The organism is uncultured Limnohabitans sp. (assembly GCF_937889215.1).
Classification (GTDB): domain Bacteria; phylum Pseudomonadota; class Gammaproteobacteria; order Burkholderiales; family Burkholderiaceae_C; genus Limnohabitans_A.
The window spans coordinates 1-15,064 of sequence record NZ_CALBEX010000302.1 but is presented as its reverse complement, the minus strand read 5'-3'; the positions used below and the strand labels follow the sequence as shown (position 1 = coordinate 15,064).

Here is a 15,064-nt window from a genome sequence, read left to right as displayed (position 1 = left end):
GAAGATGATGAAACGCATGGGTGCCATGAAAGGCATGATGGGCGGCGGCGGGGGTTTTCCCGGCATGCCGCGCTGACCCAGTGATTTGCAGAAGATGACCTTCATTTTCATCTACGGCACCCTGCTGCCTGGTTTGCGTTTAGAAGCTCAAATGGGGGGAGCCCGTTTTGTGGCAGCAGCCCAAGTGCTCGGCCGCTTGGTCGATGTGGGCCGCTACCCCGGTTTCTTGCAAGGCGATGGCCTGGTCACGGGCGAAGTCTATGAAGTGGATGAGCTGCACCTGGCCCGGCTCGACGTGGTGGAAGACATGGTGCCCGGTGACCGCGCTGCATCGCAATACTGGCGAGAGCAGGTGACCGTGGCGGCTGGCCAGTTGCACGGCCAGCCCGTGCAAACCTATGTGTACAAACGCCCGGTGGACGGTTGCACAGCCATCGCGCACGGCGACTACCGCCGCTACATCCGCGAAGTCGGGCGGGAGTCCTGATCCCTTGTAGGTCGGCGGCTTCAGCCCCGACATGCTTTTGCGGTGTGCTGCGTCAGAGCTGAAGCCACCGACCTGCAAAATACCGGTCGTTCCATCATCCCGGCATGTCGCCCAGCTTCAATCGCGGATCACCAACTCACCGCGCAGCGAGTGCGACAAGCCTTGGGTGATGCGCACATCCGCCATCTGACCGATCAGGCGGTCCATGTTCGGGCCACCTGGAAAGTTGACCACCCGGTTGCACTCGGTGCGGCCCGCCAGCTCGGTGGCGTCCTTGCGTGAAGGGCGCTCCACCAGAATGCGCTGCACCGTGCCCACGCGGCTTTCACCGATGCGTTGCACGTTTTCTTCGATGGTCGCTTGAAGGTGGTGCAGGCGGCGCAATTTTTCGGCGTGCGGCGTGTCGTCGTGCAGGTTCGCCGCTGGTGTCCCAGGGCGGGGGCTGAAGATAAAGCTGAAACTGGTGTCAAAGCCTACATCCGTGATCAGCTTCATCATCTTGTTGAAGTCGTCCTCGGTCTCGCCGGGGAAGCCCACGATGAAATCGCTGCTGAGCGACATGTCGGGGCGGATCGCCCGCAGCTTGCGGATCATGCTCTTGTATTCCATGGCGGTGTAGCCGCGCTTCATGGCCATCAAGATGCGGTCCGAACCGTGCTGGACCGGCAGGTGCAAGTGGCTCACCAACTTTGGAATCTTGTCGTACGCGTCGATCAGGCGCTGCGTGAACTCGTTGGGGTGGCTGGTCACGTAGCGGATGCGCTCGATGCCCGGCATGTCGGCCACGTATTCGAGCAGCAGCGCAAAGTCGGCAATCTCTGCGGTGCCACCCATCTTGCCCCGGTATGCGTTCACGTTTTGGCCCAGCAGGGTGATTTCTTTCACGCCTTGCGCGGCCAGACCGGCGATTTCGACGAGAACATCGTCAAAGGGGCGCGAAACTTCTTCACCCCGGGTGTAAGGCACCACGCAATAGCTGCAGTATTTGCTGCAACCTTCCATGATCGACACAAAGGCCGTGGCACCGTCCACCTTGGCCGGTGGCAAGTGGTCGAATTTTTCAATCTCGGGAAAACTGATGTCCACCTGCGGGCGCTGCTTGCGCTCGCGCTCATTCAGCAACTCGGGCAGGCGGTGCAGGGTTTGCGGACCAAACACCACGTCCACATACGGGGCACGCTTGATGATCTCGGCGCCTTCTTGGCTGGCCACGCAGCCACCCACGCCAATCAAAACGCCCTTGGCTTTCAGGTGCTGCACCCGGCCCAGATCGCTGAACACCTTTTCTTGCGCCTTCTCGCGCACCGAGCAGGTGTTGAACAAAATCAGATCGGCCTCGTCCACGTTTTGTGTGGGCACGTAGCCTTGGGCCGCGCCCAGCACATCGGCCATCTTGTCCGAGTCGTACTCGTTCATCTGGCAGCCAAAGGTTTTGATGAAGACCTTCTTGCTCATGCAGCCTCCACGGATGCAAGGGAGGTGATGAAGTCAAGGCAAAGCAAAGCACGCCAAAGTAAAGCACGCCCAGAAAGGGCCAAAGTGCAGCGGTTCATGGTGTAGATCCAGAGGCTGTTGAGGGAAAGCGCTTGGGGCGCTGGGGAGGGTGGATTATCGCAGCTGAAAGTAGGCGTAGACCAATGCGGCCAAGGCCACCGTGCCCCAGCCCAGCCATTCCATGAAGGGGCGCAGCTTGGGCTCCATGGCGGGGCCAAAGCGGCCCATCAGCCAGCCGACCAAAAAGAAGCGGCCGCCACGGCCAATGAAAGAGGCCAGGACAAAGGGCAAGAGCGGCATGGCCATGCTGCCGGCTGCGATGGTGAAGGCTTTGTAGGGGATGGGCGAGAAGCCCGCCAGCAGCACCGCCCAAAATCCCCAGTCCACAAACCAGGCTTTGGCCAACTCGATCTTGGGTGCCCAACCGGCTTGCGTGACCCAGGGCATGACGGCATCAATGGCCCAAACGCCAATGGCATAACCCAGTGCGCCACCGGCCACCGAGGCCAGCGTGGTGATCAAGGCAAAGCGGAACCAACGCTGGGGCTGGGCCACGCACATGGGTGCCAGCATCACGTCGGGCGGGATCGGGAAAAAAGAAGACTCTGCAAAGCTGATACCGCCCAAAAACCAGGGGGCCTTGGGGTGACGACTCCACAGCATCACGCGGTCATACAGTGCGCCAAACAATTTCACGTTGCATCCTCGGGTCTTGCCGCATGGGCGAAGCCCGCATTATCCGGTTTGGGACCCATCAGGCGGAGGTGACATGGGGCGGTTTCGGCCTGAAAAACATCGGATACGCCCGTTGCACCGTCGGGCTGTCATAGGCCCAGCTGTGGCATTGGCCCAAGTGGAAGGGCGCTTGGGTGACTTCGGGCTGCGGCTGGCCGGCAGCATCGCGTCGGTGCCATTGGCCTGCGGGCAGGGTTTGGTAAGCGGCCGTGGCCATGTTGAACAGCATTTCGCGAAGGTGGGTGCAGCCTTGGGTGCCGCCCACATGCTCGTTGATGACCTTGCGCCAGCCCGGGCCCATGGTGCAGCCGATCAGTTTGTGCATGCCGTGGGGTGCGCCCGCGCATTCGGGGTGGGGGATGTCGTCCATCGCGGTCACGATGTCCTGGATGACCATTTTGTTGTTCAGCGTGACGCGGATTTTCAGCCCGTGGATCGGCTCATTGGCCGGGAAGGGGCGCTCGTTGGGCACCTGAAAGCCATAGGTTTTCACGTCGGTCAGTTCGGCTTCGATGTCCCACAGGCCGTCGTCGCGGTCGTAGCCTTGGTACACCACGGTTCGCGTATGTGACAGTTTACGGGGTGAGGGGGGTGGAAGTGCCAATGGAAATCTCGCGTGTCTGATGTTGAATCACTTGATCATAGCCACGCAGGAGCCCTGAACATGTCACACCCGACCCACCCCGCCACCACCCTCCACCCCGCCGTTCGCCGCCAGACCATTGCCGATGCCCTGCGCCGCACCGCGATCCGCTTGCCCACCAAAACCGGCATCGTGTGCGGCGTGACCACCTGGACTTATGCCGAGTTCGATGCGCTGGTGACGCGCCTGGCCGCAGGCCTGGCCAGCATTGGCGTGGCCGAGGGCGACAAGGTCGCCGTGCTGGCCCGCAACTCGCATGGTTTTGCCGCGCTGCGCTTTGCGCTGGCCCGCCGGGGCGCGGTCATGGTGCCGATCAACTTCATGCTCAAGTCTGAAGAGGTGGCTTACATCTTGCGCCACGCGGGTGCCAGGACCCTGGCCACCGACAGCGGCCTGGCCGAGCTGGCACAGGCCGCCTCCAAGCTGGACACACAAGTGCAGCAGTTCATCTGGCTGCCCTCCGAAGACCCGAGCGAGCCCGTGGCGGGCATGCACAGCTTTGACACGCTGTCCGCTTGAACCGATGCGTTGCCCGATGTGCGGCTGGGCAGCTACGACGTCGCGCAGATCGTCTACACCAGCGGCACCGAGTCATCTCCCAAAGGTGCGCAGCTCACGCACGACGCCGTGCTGTGGCAATACGTCAGCTGCGTGATCGACGCCGAAATTGCAGAGGCGGATGTGGCCCTGCACGCGCTGCCGCTGTACCACTGCGCCCAGCTCGATGTGTTCTTTGGCCCGGCCATTTACATGGGCAGCACCAACGTCATCACTTCCAAACCCACGCCCGACAACCTGCTGCCGATGATCGAGAAGTTCGGCATCACCAGCTTCTTTGCGCCGCCCACGGTGTGGATTGCGCTGCTGCGCTCGCCACTCATGGATGCAGGCAAGCTCGCCAAACTGGCCAAGGGCTATTACGGAGCGTCCATCATGCCGGTGGAGGTGCTCAAGGAATTGGCTTCGCGCCTGCCCCAAGTGCGGCTGTGGAACCTTTACGGCCAGACCGAAATCGCGCCCCTGGCCACCATGCTCGGCCCAGAAGACCAACTGCGCAAACCCGGCTCCTGCGGCAAGGCGGTGCGCAACGTCGAAACCCGTGTGGTGAGCGACGACATGCAGGATGTGGCCGTGGGCGAGGTGGGCGAGATCGTGCACCGCTCGCCGCACCTGATGCTGGGCTATTTCCACGACGACGAGCGCACCCAAGCGTCGTTTGAGGGTGGCTGGTTCCACAGCGGGGATCTGGGCATGATCGACGAGGAGGGTTACATCACCGTGGTGGACCGCAAGAAGGACATGATCAAGTCCGGCGGCGAAAACGTGGCCAGCCGCGAGGTCGAAGAAATGATTTACCGCCTGCCGCAAGTGAGCGAAGTGGCGGTGATCGGCTTGCCCGACCCCAAATGGGTCGAGGCCGTGACCGCGGTGGTGGTGGTCAAGACCGGACAAACGCTGGACGAGGCCGACGTGATCGCGCACTGCGCGCAGCACATGGCGGGTTTCAAGACACCCAAGCGCGTGGTCTTCACCGACACGCTGCCCAAGAACCCAAGCGGCAAACTGCTCAAGCGCGACTTGCGGGTGCGATATGCATGAAGTTTTGCTGGCGCACAGTGTTTGACCGCATGCTGATTTCCCTCACCAATTCAATGATTTTTTCAGCTCAATGTTTGACTGGTCGACTTGCTGGTGCCCAATGGCATGAGGCCTTGGGAAAAGTGGTGTTGAAGGAATTCGATCAGCTCCTTGATGCGGGGAAGTTGCAAGCGACGCTCAGGCACAAGCGCCTTGAGCCAGATTTGTGGGACGCGATAGCCAGGCAAGACTTCGACCAGTTGGCCGGACTTCAAGTCAGGGGTAGACAGGTAGGAAGCGATGACTGCAATGCCCATGCCCTTGCGTGTGGATTCAAGTAACCCATGCCCGTCGGTTGTTTTTATTCTGGGTTTCAGGTCCAGTATCACGGGGCCTTGAGGCCCCATTAATTGCCAACGACTGCCCGAGGTGGCGTAAACCAAGGTGTCCAGTGCATAGAGATCGGAGGCTTGTTGGGGCGTGCCGTGGGTTTGTAAATACGAAGGCGCAGCGCACAAGTGGCGATCGAGTGCACAAAGAGGAATGTCCACAACGCCGCCATATGATTCTGGCAAAGCACCCAAAGCCAGATCAAACCCCTCTTCAAGTGGGTTAACGGAGCGGTCAACCTGCAGAATTTCCAGGTGCAAATTAGGGTGCAGCAGCATGAAATCTTGCAGCGCAGGGCTCAGGTAAAGCTGGCCCAAAGTTCCAGGAATTTTGATTTTGATGTGTCCTTCCAAGTGGCCCCGGTTTTTGGACAACCCACTTAGCACGTCATCGGTGTTGCTCAAGAGGTTTTTGATTTCCAGCAGGTAGCCTTCACCAACATCTGTCAGCTCCATGCTGCGGGTGGTGCGCATGAAAAGTGGTGCTTGAATCCGTTGTTCCAAGTCTTGCACCCGCTTGGCGATGACCGAGGGGACCACATTGAGCTTGCGGGCAGCTGCCGAAAAGCTGGCACTTTCTGCCGCGGTGACAAACGCTCTGAAGTTTTCGTACAGGTCCATTTGATCTTATCTGGAATAAGTGAATTTCTTATATGGTAGTTGTTTTTGCAAATTGGATTGACTAAGATCGACTTCTTCATGAGGACTGCACAAGATGAATAAGCACCCCCGCCAGATTCCTTTACCCCAACGCCCTTACCGCCGCATTGCCACTGAAGAGGCGTTTTCGCCCCCCGAAATGCTGGACATTTACCGGCGCATCTTGGCCAAAGACGATGTCGATGTGGGCTTCAAGCACCTGATGGGCTTTTACATGAGCAGCCCCAGCGAGCGGGCGCAGCACATCATGCGGTGCCTGGTGGACTTGGACCAACTGCGCTTGCAGCACATGGACGAAGCGGGCGTGGATGTGCAGGTCATTGGCTTGACGTCACCGGGTGTACAAATCATGGACAAGGACACAGCGGTGTCGTTTGCACCGGTCGCCAACGACATCTTGGCTGAAGCCACACGTCGCCACCCGGATCGGCTGGTGGGCATGATTGCCGTGGCCCCGCAAGACCCGGCGGCAGCGGCCAAAGAAATTCAGCGCGGCGTGAACCAACTGGGCATGCACTCGGTGGTGATCAATTCGCACACCCAGGGCGAGTATTTGTCGGACACCAAGTTCTGGCCGATCTTTGAAGCGGCCGAGGCGATGGACACGCCGATTTATTTGCACCCCAACGCCATGCCCAACAGCATGATCCAGCACTTTATTGAAGCCGGTCTGGATGGTGCCATTTATGGCTTCGGTGTCGAGACCGGTTTGCACGCCTTGCGCTTGATCACCGCGGGCGTGTTCGATCGTTTCCCCAAGCTGCAAATCATTTTGGGCCACATGGGTGAGGCCTTGCCGTTTTGGGCTTACCGCTTGGATTACATGCACGCGGCCACCGTCCGGTCCCAACGTTATCCCAGTGTTTTGCCTACGAAGAAAAAGCCCAGCGACTACCTGCGTGAAAACTTCCACATCACCAACAGCGGTGTGGCGTGGGGCGCTGCCCTCAAGTTCACCCAAGACTTCATGGGGCCTGACCGCGTGCTTTATGCCATGGACTACCCCTACCAATATGTGCCCGAAGAAGTGGCCATGCTGGAGAACTTGGACATGGCACCCCAGGTGCGCAAGGCGTTCTTTCAAGACAACGCTGAGCGCTTGTTCAAAATTGCACCAGCCCCATGACTGTTTGAGCTTTGATTTTTAACCACCTTGAGGAGACAAAAAATGAAATTCACATCTCGCCGACAACTGCTGGCCCTCACGGCCGCCTTGGCCACCTGTGTCAGCCCAGGGGTTTTTGCCCAAGGCAATTACCCCAGCCAGACCCTTAAAATCATCGTGCCGTTCACACCAGGCACTGGCATGGACACCATCGCTCGCGTGGTGGCACCTCGCCTGAGCGAACGCTTGGGTCAGCCCGTGGTGGTGCAAAACCAGCCCGGTGCCAGCGGCAACATTGGTGCAGAGACCGTGGCCAAGTCCGCACCGGATGGTTACACCATCTTGATGGGGGCCAACACCATGTTGATGGCCTCTCAGCTTTACAAAAACGTGGCCTTTGACCCGCTCAAGGACTTTGCACCTGTGTCCATGGCCGCGTACGGTTCATTGATGTTGGTGGCCAACCCCAAGACCGGCATCAAGACCCTGCACGAATTGGTCAAGCGGGCGCTGGCCCAGCCCGGCGCGATCAGCTTCGGCTCACCCGGCGTGGGCACGCCCCACCACATGGCCATGGAGTTGTTCAAGCTCGAATCCAACACCTTCATGCTGCACGTGCCTTACCGTGGGTCTTCCGGCTACACCCAGGACTTGCTTGGTGGCGAACTGAATGTGGGTTTTTTGCCAGTGCACATTGCCCAAGGCTTTGTCAAAACGGGGCGCTTGAATGCACTGGCCGTGGGCAGCCCTAAGCGCCATCCCATCGCCCCCAATGTGCCAACCTTTGAAGAAGAGGGCGTCAAGCGCATCGATGTGGACCTCTGGTACGCCTTTTTTGCCCCCAGCAAAACCCCTGCGGCCGTGGTCACGCGTTTGAACACCGAGATGTCTGCCATCTTGCGCCAAAACGAGGTCAAGGAGATCCTGGGCAAAGCCGGCATGACCGCTGTGGCGACCAGCCCTGCAGAGTTGGCGGCCATTGCGGCCAATGACTATCCGCGCTGGGGCAATGTGATCCGCACCAAACAAATTTCGGCCGATTGACGGCCATAACAGGGCAAGCAGCATGAGCGTTAAATCTTGTGGGGTCGCCATCGTGGGCGGGGGTGTGGGTGGCTTGGCCTTGGCTTTGCATCTGCACCAGCGGGGTGTGGCCTGCGAAGTGTTCGAGGCGGTTGAGCAGGTGCGTGAGTTGGGCGTGGGCATCACGCTGCTGCCCCATGCCATGCGCGAATTGGCGGCCTTGGGTTTGCAGCCGGCCTTGGAGGCCGCGGGCATTGAGAATTACGAAAGTGCCTTTTTCAACCGCCACGGCCAGTTCATCTACAGCGAGTTGCGCGGCCGCCATGCGGGCTACGCGCTGCCCGAGGTGGGTATCCACCGGGGTAAATTGCATAAGATCTTGTTCGACGCCGCCTTGGCCCGCTTGGGCCCCGAGCATGTCCACACAGGGCACCGCTTTGACCGCATGGTGCAAACCGACGAGTCGGTGAACATCACCTTCAAAGACCCGCAAGGGCAAGACCTGCCCACCGTGTGCACGCGCGTGCTGATCGCCTCAGACGGCGTCAATTCGGCGGTGCGGCGCTTGTTTTATCCTGATGAAAAGATGGTTTTTACTGGCATCAACACTTGGCGCGGTGTGACCCGGTTCGATCCTATCCTGACAGGCAAGACCTACATGCGCATTGGCTCCATCGAGACGGGCAAGATGGTGATCTACCCCATCGTGGACAAGGTTGATGATGAGGGGCGGCAGTTGGTCAACTGGATGGCTGAGATCCGCATGGAAGAAGGCGTCACCCAAAACGACTGGAACCGAGCTGGCCGAAAAGAAGATGTTTTGAAGCTGTTCGAAGATTGGCATTTCGACTGGCTGGATGTGCCCAAATTGATCGCCGAGTCCGAGTCTATTTTGGAATATCCCATGGTTGACAAAGACCCGATCGCGCAATGGACGTTTGGCCGGGTGACTTTGCTGGGCGACGCGGCCCACCCCATGTACCCCCGTGGCTCCAATGGCTCGGCACAGGCATTGATCGACGCCCGCACCTTGGCCGATGAATTGGCCGGCGTGGCGGCGGGCGAGGACCCCTTGCCCGCCTTGCACCGTTACGAAGCCGTGCGCAGGCCGCTCACGGCCAAGGTGGTGCAAACCAACCGCAGCACACCGCCCGACTTCATCAACATCGTGGTGGAAGAGCGGACAAAGGGCGAGCCTTTCAGGCACATCGACGATGTGATCAGCCAAGACGAGTTGCGCAAGATTTCCGACGATTACAAGAAAATCGCCGGGTTTTCACTCGAGGCCCTGAAGACCCCTGCTTGAGTGCGCGGCCAACTGCCCCTTGGGGCAGGCGGCAGATCAGGCCTTGTTCAAGCGCTCGTTTTGCGGGAACATGAACTTCTTGGCGTCGGCGTCCATCTCGGTCTTGAAGGTGTATTGCGTCTTCAAAGCTTCGGCACGCTGTGCTGCAGGGCGGGCGTTGACCAGGTCCAGCACACGTTTGATGTGGGGGTATTGTGTCCAAGTCGCGTCGCCGGTGCCCAGCACATAAGGCAACATGCGTACCCAGCCCCACAGAGCCATGTCGACGATGCTGTAGTGCTCGCCCAGCATGTAGGTGTTTTGCGCCAGGTGCTTTTCTAGAACGGTCCAATGGCGATGGGCTTCGAAGTCGTAGCGGTTCAGGGCGTAGTCTTTGGGCTCGGGTGCCGCATGCCGAAAGTGCACCGACTGACCCGAAAACGGACCGACGCCGCTGGCCATTAAGAGCAACCAAGACAAGGCCGCGCCGCGCTCTTTGGCTTGCGCCATGCCGGGCATAAACTTTTGTTCACGGTCGGCCAAATACAACAAGATCGCATTGCTGTCGAACACGGTCACATCGCCATCGGTGATCGCGGGCACCTTGGCGTTGGGGTTGACGGCCAAGAATTCCGGTGCGAATTGCTCGCCCTTGCGCGTGTCGACCGGGACGGCTTCAAAGGGCAGACCCAATTCTTCGAGCAGCAGGGCAATCTTCATCGGGTTGGGGGCGGCGTTGAAGAAAAATTTCAGCATGGGATGGGTTCCTTGGAGTAAGTGCGCCAGACGCGGCGCGGACAAGTAACGAGTGTCGCCGAGCCCGGCCTGAGTGGCGCGATGAGGCAGTCATGTGGGCGACTGTGTGTCAAGGTGGACATGTATACCTTAACGTTTCTCGTGGCATCGCTGCGCTTTTGTTCCAGCCATTGGATTCGAACCCTATGACCGAAAGACTCTCACCCATCACTTATGAGGCTTTGCCTCTCGACGTCAGGCCTTTGGCGGATGACATCTTGAAGGTCTCCAGTGCGGGCTTGGGGGGGCCTTACAACGGCTTGTTGCGCAGCCCCGACATGGCACGCAGGGCGTTTGACTTTCTGGATTACCTGCGCTTCAAGACCTCGGTCAACAAGCGACTGAACGAATTCGCCATCCTGATTCAGGCGCGCATTTCGAATGCGCAATACGAGTGGTGGGCGCACGAGACGATTGCCCGCAAGGCGGGCTTGTCCGATGAGGTCATGCGGGATTTACAAAATTGCCAACGCCCTGGCCGCATGCAAGCCGACGAACGTCTGGTGTACGACTACTGCGTTCAGCTGTCTTTGAACCACCGCGTCCCCGATGCCTTGTGGCAAGAGGCTGTGGACCAAATGGGTGAGCAGGCTGTGGTGGACCTCACGGTTTTGTCGGGCACCTATGTGATGGTGTCCATGCTGCTCAATGCCACACAAGTGGGCATCCCGGGCGGCGGCGCAGAACCCTTGCAGGTCTTGAGCCCTGTGGAAATTCGTCAGCGCTTGCTGGCCTGATTCCCCCTGAATTTTTTCGACCCACTTCACCTGGAGACAAGCATGCCCATTCGTTTCATTCGCACCGCTTTGACCGTGCTGCTGGCTGCCGCCGCTGTTCAGGCGACAGCGCAAGACTTTCCCTACCGCGCCATCACCATGGTCATGCCGTATTCGGCAGGGGGTCCGGGTGACACCATTACCCGCGTATTTGCCGGGGCCATGCAAAAGCACCTGGGCCAGCAAATCGTGGTGGACAACACCGCAGGCGCTTCGGGCTCGATCGGCACAGCCAAAGTGGCTCGCGCTAAACCCGATGGCTACACCTTGCTGATGATTCACGTCAGCCATGCGACCAACCTGGCCATGTACAAAAGCCTGCCATACCACCCGGTGGACGATTTCGAGCCGATTGGACGCGCCACCAGTGGCCCCATGGTGATCGTGGCGCGCAATGATTTTCCGGCCAAAAACCTCAATGAATTCGTGGCCTACCTCAAGGCCAATGCCGCCAAAGTCAGTTTGGCGCATGCGGGTGTGGGCTCGGCTTCACATCTGTGCGGCTTGATGATGATGAATGCCTTGAACGTCAAGCTCAATGAAATTCCCTACAAAGGCACGGGCCCAGCCCTGACCGATTTGATGGGCGGTCAGGTGGACATTTTGTGCGACCAAACCTCTGGCACCGTGCCTTCGGTCAAGGGGGGCAAGATCAAGGCCTATGCTTCGGCGGGTAAAGCCCGTTTGCCTCAATTGCCTGATGTGCCCGCCATCACCGACGCCGGTGTGGAAGGCTTTGACATCAACATCTCCTTTGGCCTGTATGCCCCTAAAGGTACGCCCAAATCGGCGCTGGAGCAGTTGACCTCGGCCTTGCAAAAATCGGTGTCTGACAGCGAAGTGCGCCAGCGCCTGGAGGGCATGGGCATCGCCGCGGTGAGCTCCGATTTGGCGCGTCCAGAAGCCTTGCGGGTGCATCTGAAAAATGAAATTGACACTTTGGGCGGGCTTCTGGTCAAGGCGGGCGTCAAAGCCAATTGAGCCAGAACTGAGTGACGGGAGCCTTTGGGCGTCCCTCTCGCCTGTACGGGAGAAGGCATGTTGAACAATGGCTGGCCGCTGCTGCTGACCTTGATGATCCAGGCGATGGTGGCCATGGCCTTGCTGACATTGCCTGTGATGGCCCCTGTGGTCGTCGAGGCCATGAAGGTGTCCCCTGCTTTGGTCGGCTTGTACGTATCGGTCACCTATGCCGGGGCCATGGTGTCTGCCTTGATGGGCGGTGCCATCGTGGCCCGGCTCGGCGCCATTCGGGTCAGCCAATGGGGTTTGTTGTTGTGTTCTGTGGGGTTGCTGTTATGCGCGGTGCCATGGTTGCCCGCAATGGGGCTGGGTGCGGTGCTGATTGGTCTGGGGTATGGCCCGATCACACCGGCCAGCTCGCACCTGTTGGCACGCACCACGCCGGCGCACCAGATGTCGTTGGTGTTTTCCATCAAGCAAACAGGCGTGCCTTTGGGCAGCATGTTGGCTGGCGCGATTGTGCCCCCGCTGCTGCTGGTGAGCAGTTGGCAAGCGAGCTTGATGGCTGTGGCTTTGGTGTGCATGTTGTGCGCTTGGGGCGCACAGGTGTTGCGCACGCGGCTCGACAGTGACCGCCGAGCCGATGCGCTGGTTCAATGGGGCAGTTTGGTGCAGCCCATTCGGCTGGTGTTGGCGCACCGGGCCTTGTACACGATGGCTTCGTGTTCTTTTATGTTTTCCATGGTGCAACTGTCTCTGACCACTTATTTGGTGACGTTTTTGCACGACGACTTGTCTTATGGTCTGGTCGCGGCAGGCTTGGCTTTGTCGGCCACGCAAATGGGCGGCATGGGCGGGCGCATTGTCTGGGGTTACATGGCCGATCGCTGGCTTGGGGCGCGACGCATGCTGTTGCTGTTGGCCAGCATGATGGCGCTGGGCGCTTTGGCATCGGCCTTCTTGAGTGCGGACACGCCCAAGGCCATGGTGGTGGCGATTTTGGTGGCCTTTGGTGCGTCTGCCATTGGCTGGAACGGCGTCTACCTGGCCGAGGTGGCCCGCCGTGCCCCTGAAGGCAAAGCCAGCATGGCCACGGGTGGCACGCTGGCGTTCACGTTTTTGGGCGTGGTGGTGGGGCCGCCTGTGTTTGGGGCTTTGTCGGGCTGGTTTGGCAGTTACCGCGCCGGTTTTGTGGGCTTGATGGTCGTGGCTTGTGTCAGCGGCGTGGTCTTGTTCTGGAGCCAACGGCCCGCCCGCTTGCGGGCTTGAACCCGGCTCAGCTGGCCTGCAAAATTTGGTCGATCCACGTTTGAATCGCGGGGCCGTCCATGCCGTGTGCCAAGCCCAGCAGCATGACGATGCGCACCTTGTGGGGCGGCAAGGGGCCTGCGGTCAGGATGCCGTGCTCGGCATCGGCGTACACGCTGGCCCGTGTCACGCTGCCCGTGATGAAGCGGGCGCAACGCGCCACCAGCACGCCTTGCGCGGGCAAAGACTGGATGAAAGCGCGGTAAGCCGTGGGCGTGTTGGCGTTGCCCAAACCGGCGTGCACAATGCCCCGCGCTCCGGCGGCCACAAAGGCACGCATCGCGGTCTCATCCACCCCGGCATAAGCCACGGCAATGTCCACCCTGGGCCAGGCTGTGGGGGTTTGCCAAGCCACAGTAGGGGCCCTTGCGGCCGCGCGAAACCACTGCACTGATTGATCGGCCACCTCGCCCACGGCGCCGGCCAGCGGGCTGTCAAAAGCCTCCACACTGCTCACATGCCGTTTGCCCACCCACAGGCCCGAATGGATGCGCCCGTTCATCACCACCAGCGTGCCGCGCCCTCGCGCACCGGGGCAGGCAGCCACACTGCAGGCGTCCAGCAAGTTGGCCGGGCCGTCGGCCGAATAGGCCGTGGCGGGGCGCATGGCGCCCACCACCACGATGGGTTTGTCGCTGGCCACGCTCAGGTGCAAAAAGGTCGCGGTTTCTTCCAGCGTGTCGGTGCCGTGCGTGACCACGATGCCCACCACATCGGGGTTGTTCGCGGCGTGCATCACGGCGGCGTGCAAGTCGAGCCAGTGCTCGGGCCGCACGTCGTAACTGGCCAGTTGCATGGGCTGCGAGACTTCAATGTCGTAACGCGCACGCAACTCGGGCACCGTATCGACCACGGCGGCCAGGCTGAGGCTGGCGGGTTTGTAGTCGGTGCTGACCGATGCTGCGCTGGCCGCACCTGCGATGGTGCCACCGGTGCCGATCAGGGCCAATGTGGGTTTTGTCATGGTTCAAGTCTCCGAAAAAATCATGTGTACACGGCCTAGCGGGCCGAAATCGGCGCTGGCGCTGTCGCCGGGCTGAAGTTCCAGCGGCACCATGCAGGTGCCCGTGGTCACCACATGGCCCTTTTGCAGCGCGATGCCCAAGCTGGACAGTTGGTTGGCCAGCCAGGTCAGGGCGATGCGCGGGTCGCCCAGCACGTTGGCTCCCGTGCCGTCGCGGGTGTACTTCAGTTGGCTGCCGTGTTGGACCCGGGCTTGCACCGGGTAGGTGCTCAAGTCCAGATCGCGCCAGACATCGGGCGCGGCCGCACCCAAAACAAATTGACGTGCGCAGGCGTTGTCGGCCAGCAGTTGCGCCTCGCCCGCTGCGGTAAAGGGCTCCAGCCGCGAGTCGGGCACTTCCAGGGCTGGGTGCAAGCTGGCCACGGCGGCCATGACTTGCTGCTGGTTGTAGGGGGCGGCTTGCGGTGGCAGGTCTTGCGCCATGGCAAAAGCAAATTCCGGCTCTGCCACGCGCATGCGGTTGCCGGCTGACGGCACGGTGGCGCCGCTTTCAAAAACTTGGCCGGACAACAAGCGACCGGCCAGCGGCCCGCTCACGTTGATGTGCGCCTGGCCGTTGGCGCTGGTCGCGGCGATTTTCCAGCCCAGCACGCTGCGTCCAGAGACACTGGGCAATTGCGCTTGGGCGGCGTAGCCTTGTGCGGGTGTCAACGGGCGGCAGGCCTCGGGCAGGGCGCTCAGCACCTGGCCCAATTGCCAGTGCTCCCAAATCACTTGGGCTGCTTGTTGAGCCATGGGCAGCGCGGTTTCGATTGGGATGGGTATTTGCAAATTCATACGTCAATTGTTACGCCAAGTG

14 protein-coding genes and 1 pseudogene are annotated in these 15,064 nt (G+C 60.3%); 8 read left to right on the top strand and 7 right to left on the bottom strand.

Annotation, left to right across the window (positions count from 1 at the left end; genetic code table 11):
- Nucleotides 1-94 precede the first annotated feature (94 nt).
- Entirely contained in the window at nt 95-487 is a 393-nt protein-coding gene (locus Q0341_RS07735) for a gamma-glutamylcyclotransferase (RefSeq protein WP_299511786.1), read from the top strand.
- A gap of 117 nt (nt 488-604) precedes the next feature.
- Here the strand turns inward: Q0341_RS07735 and miaB are convergent, their stop codons facing one another.
- The 3 genes from miaB to Q0341_RS07720 form a co-directional block, all read right to left on the bottom strand.
- The gene (gene miaB / locus Q0341_RS07730; RefSeq protein WP_299511784.1) at nt 605-1,942 is read right to left on the bottom strand and encodes a tRNA (N6-isopentenyl adenosine(37)-C2)-methylthiotransferase MiaB; all 1,338 of its coding nucleotides are present in this window, start codon (nt 1,940-1,942) and stop codon (nt 605-607) included.
- Nucleotides 1,943-2,095: 153 nt separating this feature from the next.
- The gene (locus Q0341_RS07725; protein WP_299511782.1) at nt 2,096-2,677 is read right to left on the bottom strand and encodes a YqaA family protein; all 582 of its coding nucleotides are present in this window, start codon (nt 2,675-2,677) and stop codon (nt 2,096-2,098) included.
- A gap of 58 nt (nt 2,678-2,735) precedes the next feature.
- Nucleotides 2,736-3,272 (bottom strand): DUF2889 domain-containing protein, encoded by a 537-nt coding sequence (locus Q0341_RS07720; protein ID WP_299511788.1) that lies wholly within the window; start codon nt 3,270-3,272, stop codon nt 2,736-2,738.
- A 108-nt stretch (nt 3,273-3,380) separates the two neighbouring features.
- Here Q0341_RS07720 and Q0341_RS07715 point away from each other — a divergent pair.
- Nucleotides 3,381-4,958 (top strand): annotated as a pseudogene (locus tag Q0341_RS07715) (acyl-CoA synthetase).
- Between the two features lie 62 nt (nt 4,959-5,020).
- On the opposite strand, the gene Q0341_RS07710 reads toward Q0341_RS07715, so the two are convergent.
- Nucleotides 5,021-5,947 carry a LysR family transcriptional regulator gene (locus Q0341_RS07710; protein WP_299511780.1) on the bottom strand — a complete coding sequence of 309 codons (927 nt, stop codon included), beginning with the start codon at nt 5,945-5,947 and terminating at the stop codon, nt 5,021-5,023.
- A gap of 94 nt (nt 5,948-6,041) precedes the next feature.
- On the opposite strand from Q0341_RS07710, the gene Q0341_RS07705 reads away from it, so the two are divergent.
- From Q0341_RS07705 to Q0341_RS07695, 3 genes are read left to right on the top strand one after another with little or no spacing between them, the layout of a single operon-like run.
- Nucleotides 6,042-7,112, top strand: a complete 1,071-nt coding sequence (locus Q0341_RS07705) for an amidohydrolase family protein (RefSeq protein ID WP_299511778.1) — start codon at nt 6,042-6,044, stop codon at nt 7,110-7,112.
- Nucleotides 7,113-7,154: 42 nt separating this feature from the next.
- A complete protein-coding gene (locus tag Q0341_RS07700; RefSeq protein ID WP_299511776.1) occupies nt 7,155-8,135 on the top strand; it encodes a tripartite tricarboxylate transporter substrate binding protein in 981 nt (326 codons plus the stop codon).
- 22 nt (nt 8,136-8,157) lie between these two features.
- The gene (locus tag Q0341_RS07695; RefSeq protein ID WP_299511774.1) at nt 8,158-9,420 is read left to right on the top strand and encodes a flavin-dependent oxidoreductase; all 1,263 of its coding nucleotides are present in this window, start codon (nt 8,158-8,160) and stop codon (nt 9,418-9,420) included.
- Between the two features lie 36 nt (nt 9,421-9,456).
- Here the strand turns inward: Q0341_RS07695 and Q0341_RS07690 are convergent, their stop codons facing one another.
- On the bottom strand, nt 9,457-10,155 hold the full coding sequence (locus Q0341_RS07690; RefSeq protein WP_299511772.1) for a glutathione S-transferase N-terminal domain-containing protein: 699 nt from the start codon (nt 10,153-10,155) through the stop codon (nt 9,457-9,459).
- 185 nt (nt 10,156-10,340) lie between these two features.
- Between Q0341_RS07690 and Q0341_RS07685 the strand changes: the two genes are divergently transcribed.
- Genes Q0341_RS07685 through Q0341_RS07675 form a run of 3 tightly spaced genes read left to right on the top strand, consistent with a single transcriptional unit; the run spans nt 10,341 to nt 13,202 of the window.
- Nucleotides 10,341-10,931, top strand: coding sequence for a carboxymuconolactone decarboxylase family protein (locus tag Q0341_RS07685; RefSeq protein WP_299511770.1), 591 nt, complete (start codon nt 10,341-10,343; stop codon nt 10,929-10,931).
- A gap of 42 nt (nt 10,932-10,973) precedes the next feature.
- Nucleotides 10,974-11,951: a tripartite tricarboxylate transporter substrate-binding protein gene (locus tag Q0341_RS07680; RefSeq protein WP_299511767.1), complete on the top strand. Its 978-nt coding sequence runs from the start codon at nt 10,974-10,976 to the stop codon at nt 11,949-11,951.
- Nucleotides 11,952-12,008: 57 nt separating this feature from the next.
- The gene (locus Q0341_RS07675; RefSeq protein WP_299511764.1) at nt 12,009-13,202 is read left to right on the top strand and encodes an MFS transporter; all 1,194 of its coding nucleotides are present in this window, start codon (nt 12,009-12,011) and stop codon (nt 13,200-13,202) included.
- Nucleotides 13,203-13,209: 7 nt separating this feature from the next.
- Here the strand turns inward: Q0341_RS07675 and Q0341_RS07670 are convergent, their stop codons facing one another.
- Nucleotides 13,210-14,205: an asparaginase gene (locus Q0341_RS07670; RefSeq protein WP_299511761.1), complete on the bottom strand. Its 996-nt coding sequence runs from the start codon at nt 14,203-14,205 to the stop codon at nt 13,210-13,212.
- A gap of 3 nt (nt 14,206-14,208) precedes the next feature.
- Nucleotides 14,209-15,042 carry a hydratase gene (locus Q0341_RS07665; RefSeq protein ID WP_299511759.1) on the bottom strand — a complete coding sequence of 278 codons (834 nt, stop codon included), beginning with the start codon at nt 15,040-15,042 and terminating at the stop codon, nt 14,209-14,211.
- Between the last annotated feature and the right edge of the window lie 22 nt (nt 15,043-15,064).

Coding starts and splice junctions, on each gene's coding strand:
- miaB (WP_299511784.1), bottom strand. CDS start 1,942: ATGAGCAAGAAGGTCTTCATCAAAACCTTTGGCTGCCAGATGAACGAG.
- Q0341_RS07705 (WP_299511778.1), top strand. CDS start 6,042: ATGAATAAGCACCCCCGCCAGATTCCTTTACCCCAACGCCCTTACCGC.
- Q0341_RS07695 (WP_299511774.1), top strand. CDS start 8,158: ATGAGCGTTAAATCTTGTGGGGTCGCCATCGTGGGCGGGGGTGTGGGT.
- Q0341_RS07735 (WP_299511786.1), top strand. CDS start 95: ATGACCTTCATTTTCATCTACGGCACCCTGCTGCCTGGTTTGCGTTTA.
- Q0341_RS07710 (WP_299511780.1), bottom strand. CDS start 5,947: ATGGACCTGTACGAAAACTTCAGAGCGTTTGTCACCGCGGCAGAAAGT.
- Q0341_RS07685 (WP_299511770.1), top strand. CDS start 10,341: ATGACCGAAAGACTCTCACCCATCACTTATGAGGCTTTGCCTCTCGAC.
- Q0341_RS07700 (WP_299511776.1), top strand. CDS start 7,155: ATGAAATTCACATCTCGCCGACAACTGCTGGCCCTCACGGCCGCCTTG.
- Q0341_RS07675 (WP_299511764.1), top strand. CDS start 12,009: ATGTTGAACAATGGCTGGCCGCTGCTGCTGACCTTGATGATCCAGGCG.
- Q0341_RS07665 (WP_299511759.1), bottom strand. CDS start 15,042: ATGAATTTGCAAATACCCATCCCAATCGAAACCGCGCTGCCCATGGCT.
- Q0341_RS07680 (WP_299511767.1), top strand. CDS start 10,974: ATGCCCATTCGTTTCATTCGCACCGCTTTGACCGTGCTGCTGGCTGCC.
- Q0341_RS07690 (WP_299511772.1), bottom strand. CDS start 10,155: ATGCTGAAATTTTTCTTCAACGCCGCCCCCAACCCGATGAAGATTGCC.
- Q0341_RS07670 (WP_299511761.1), bottom strand. CDS start 14,205: ATGACAAAACCCACATTGGCCCTGATCGGCACCGGTGGCACCATCGCA.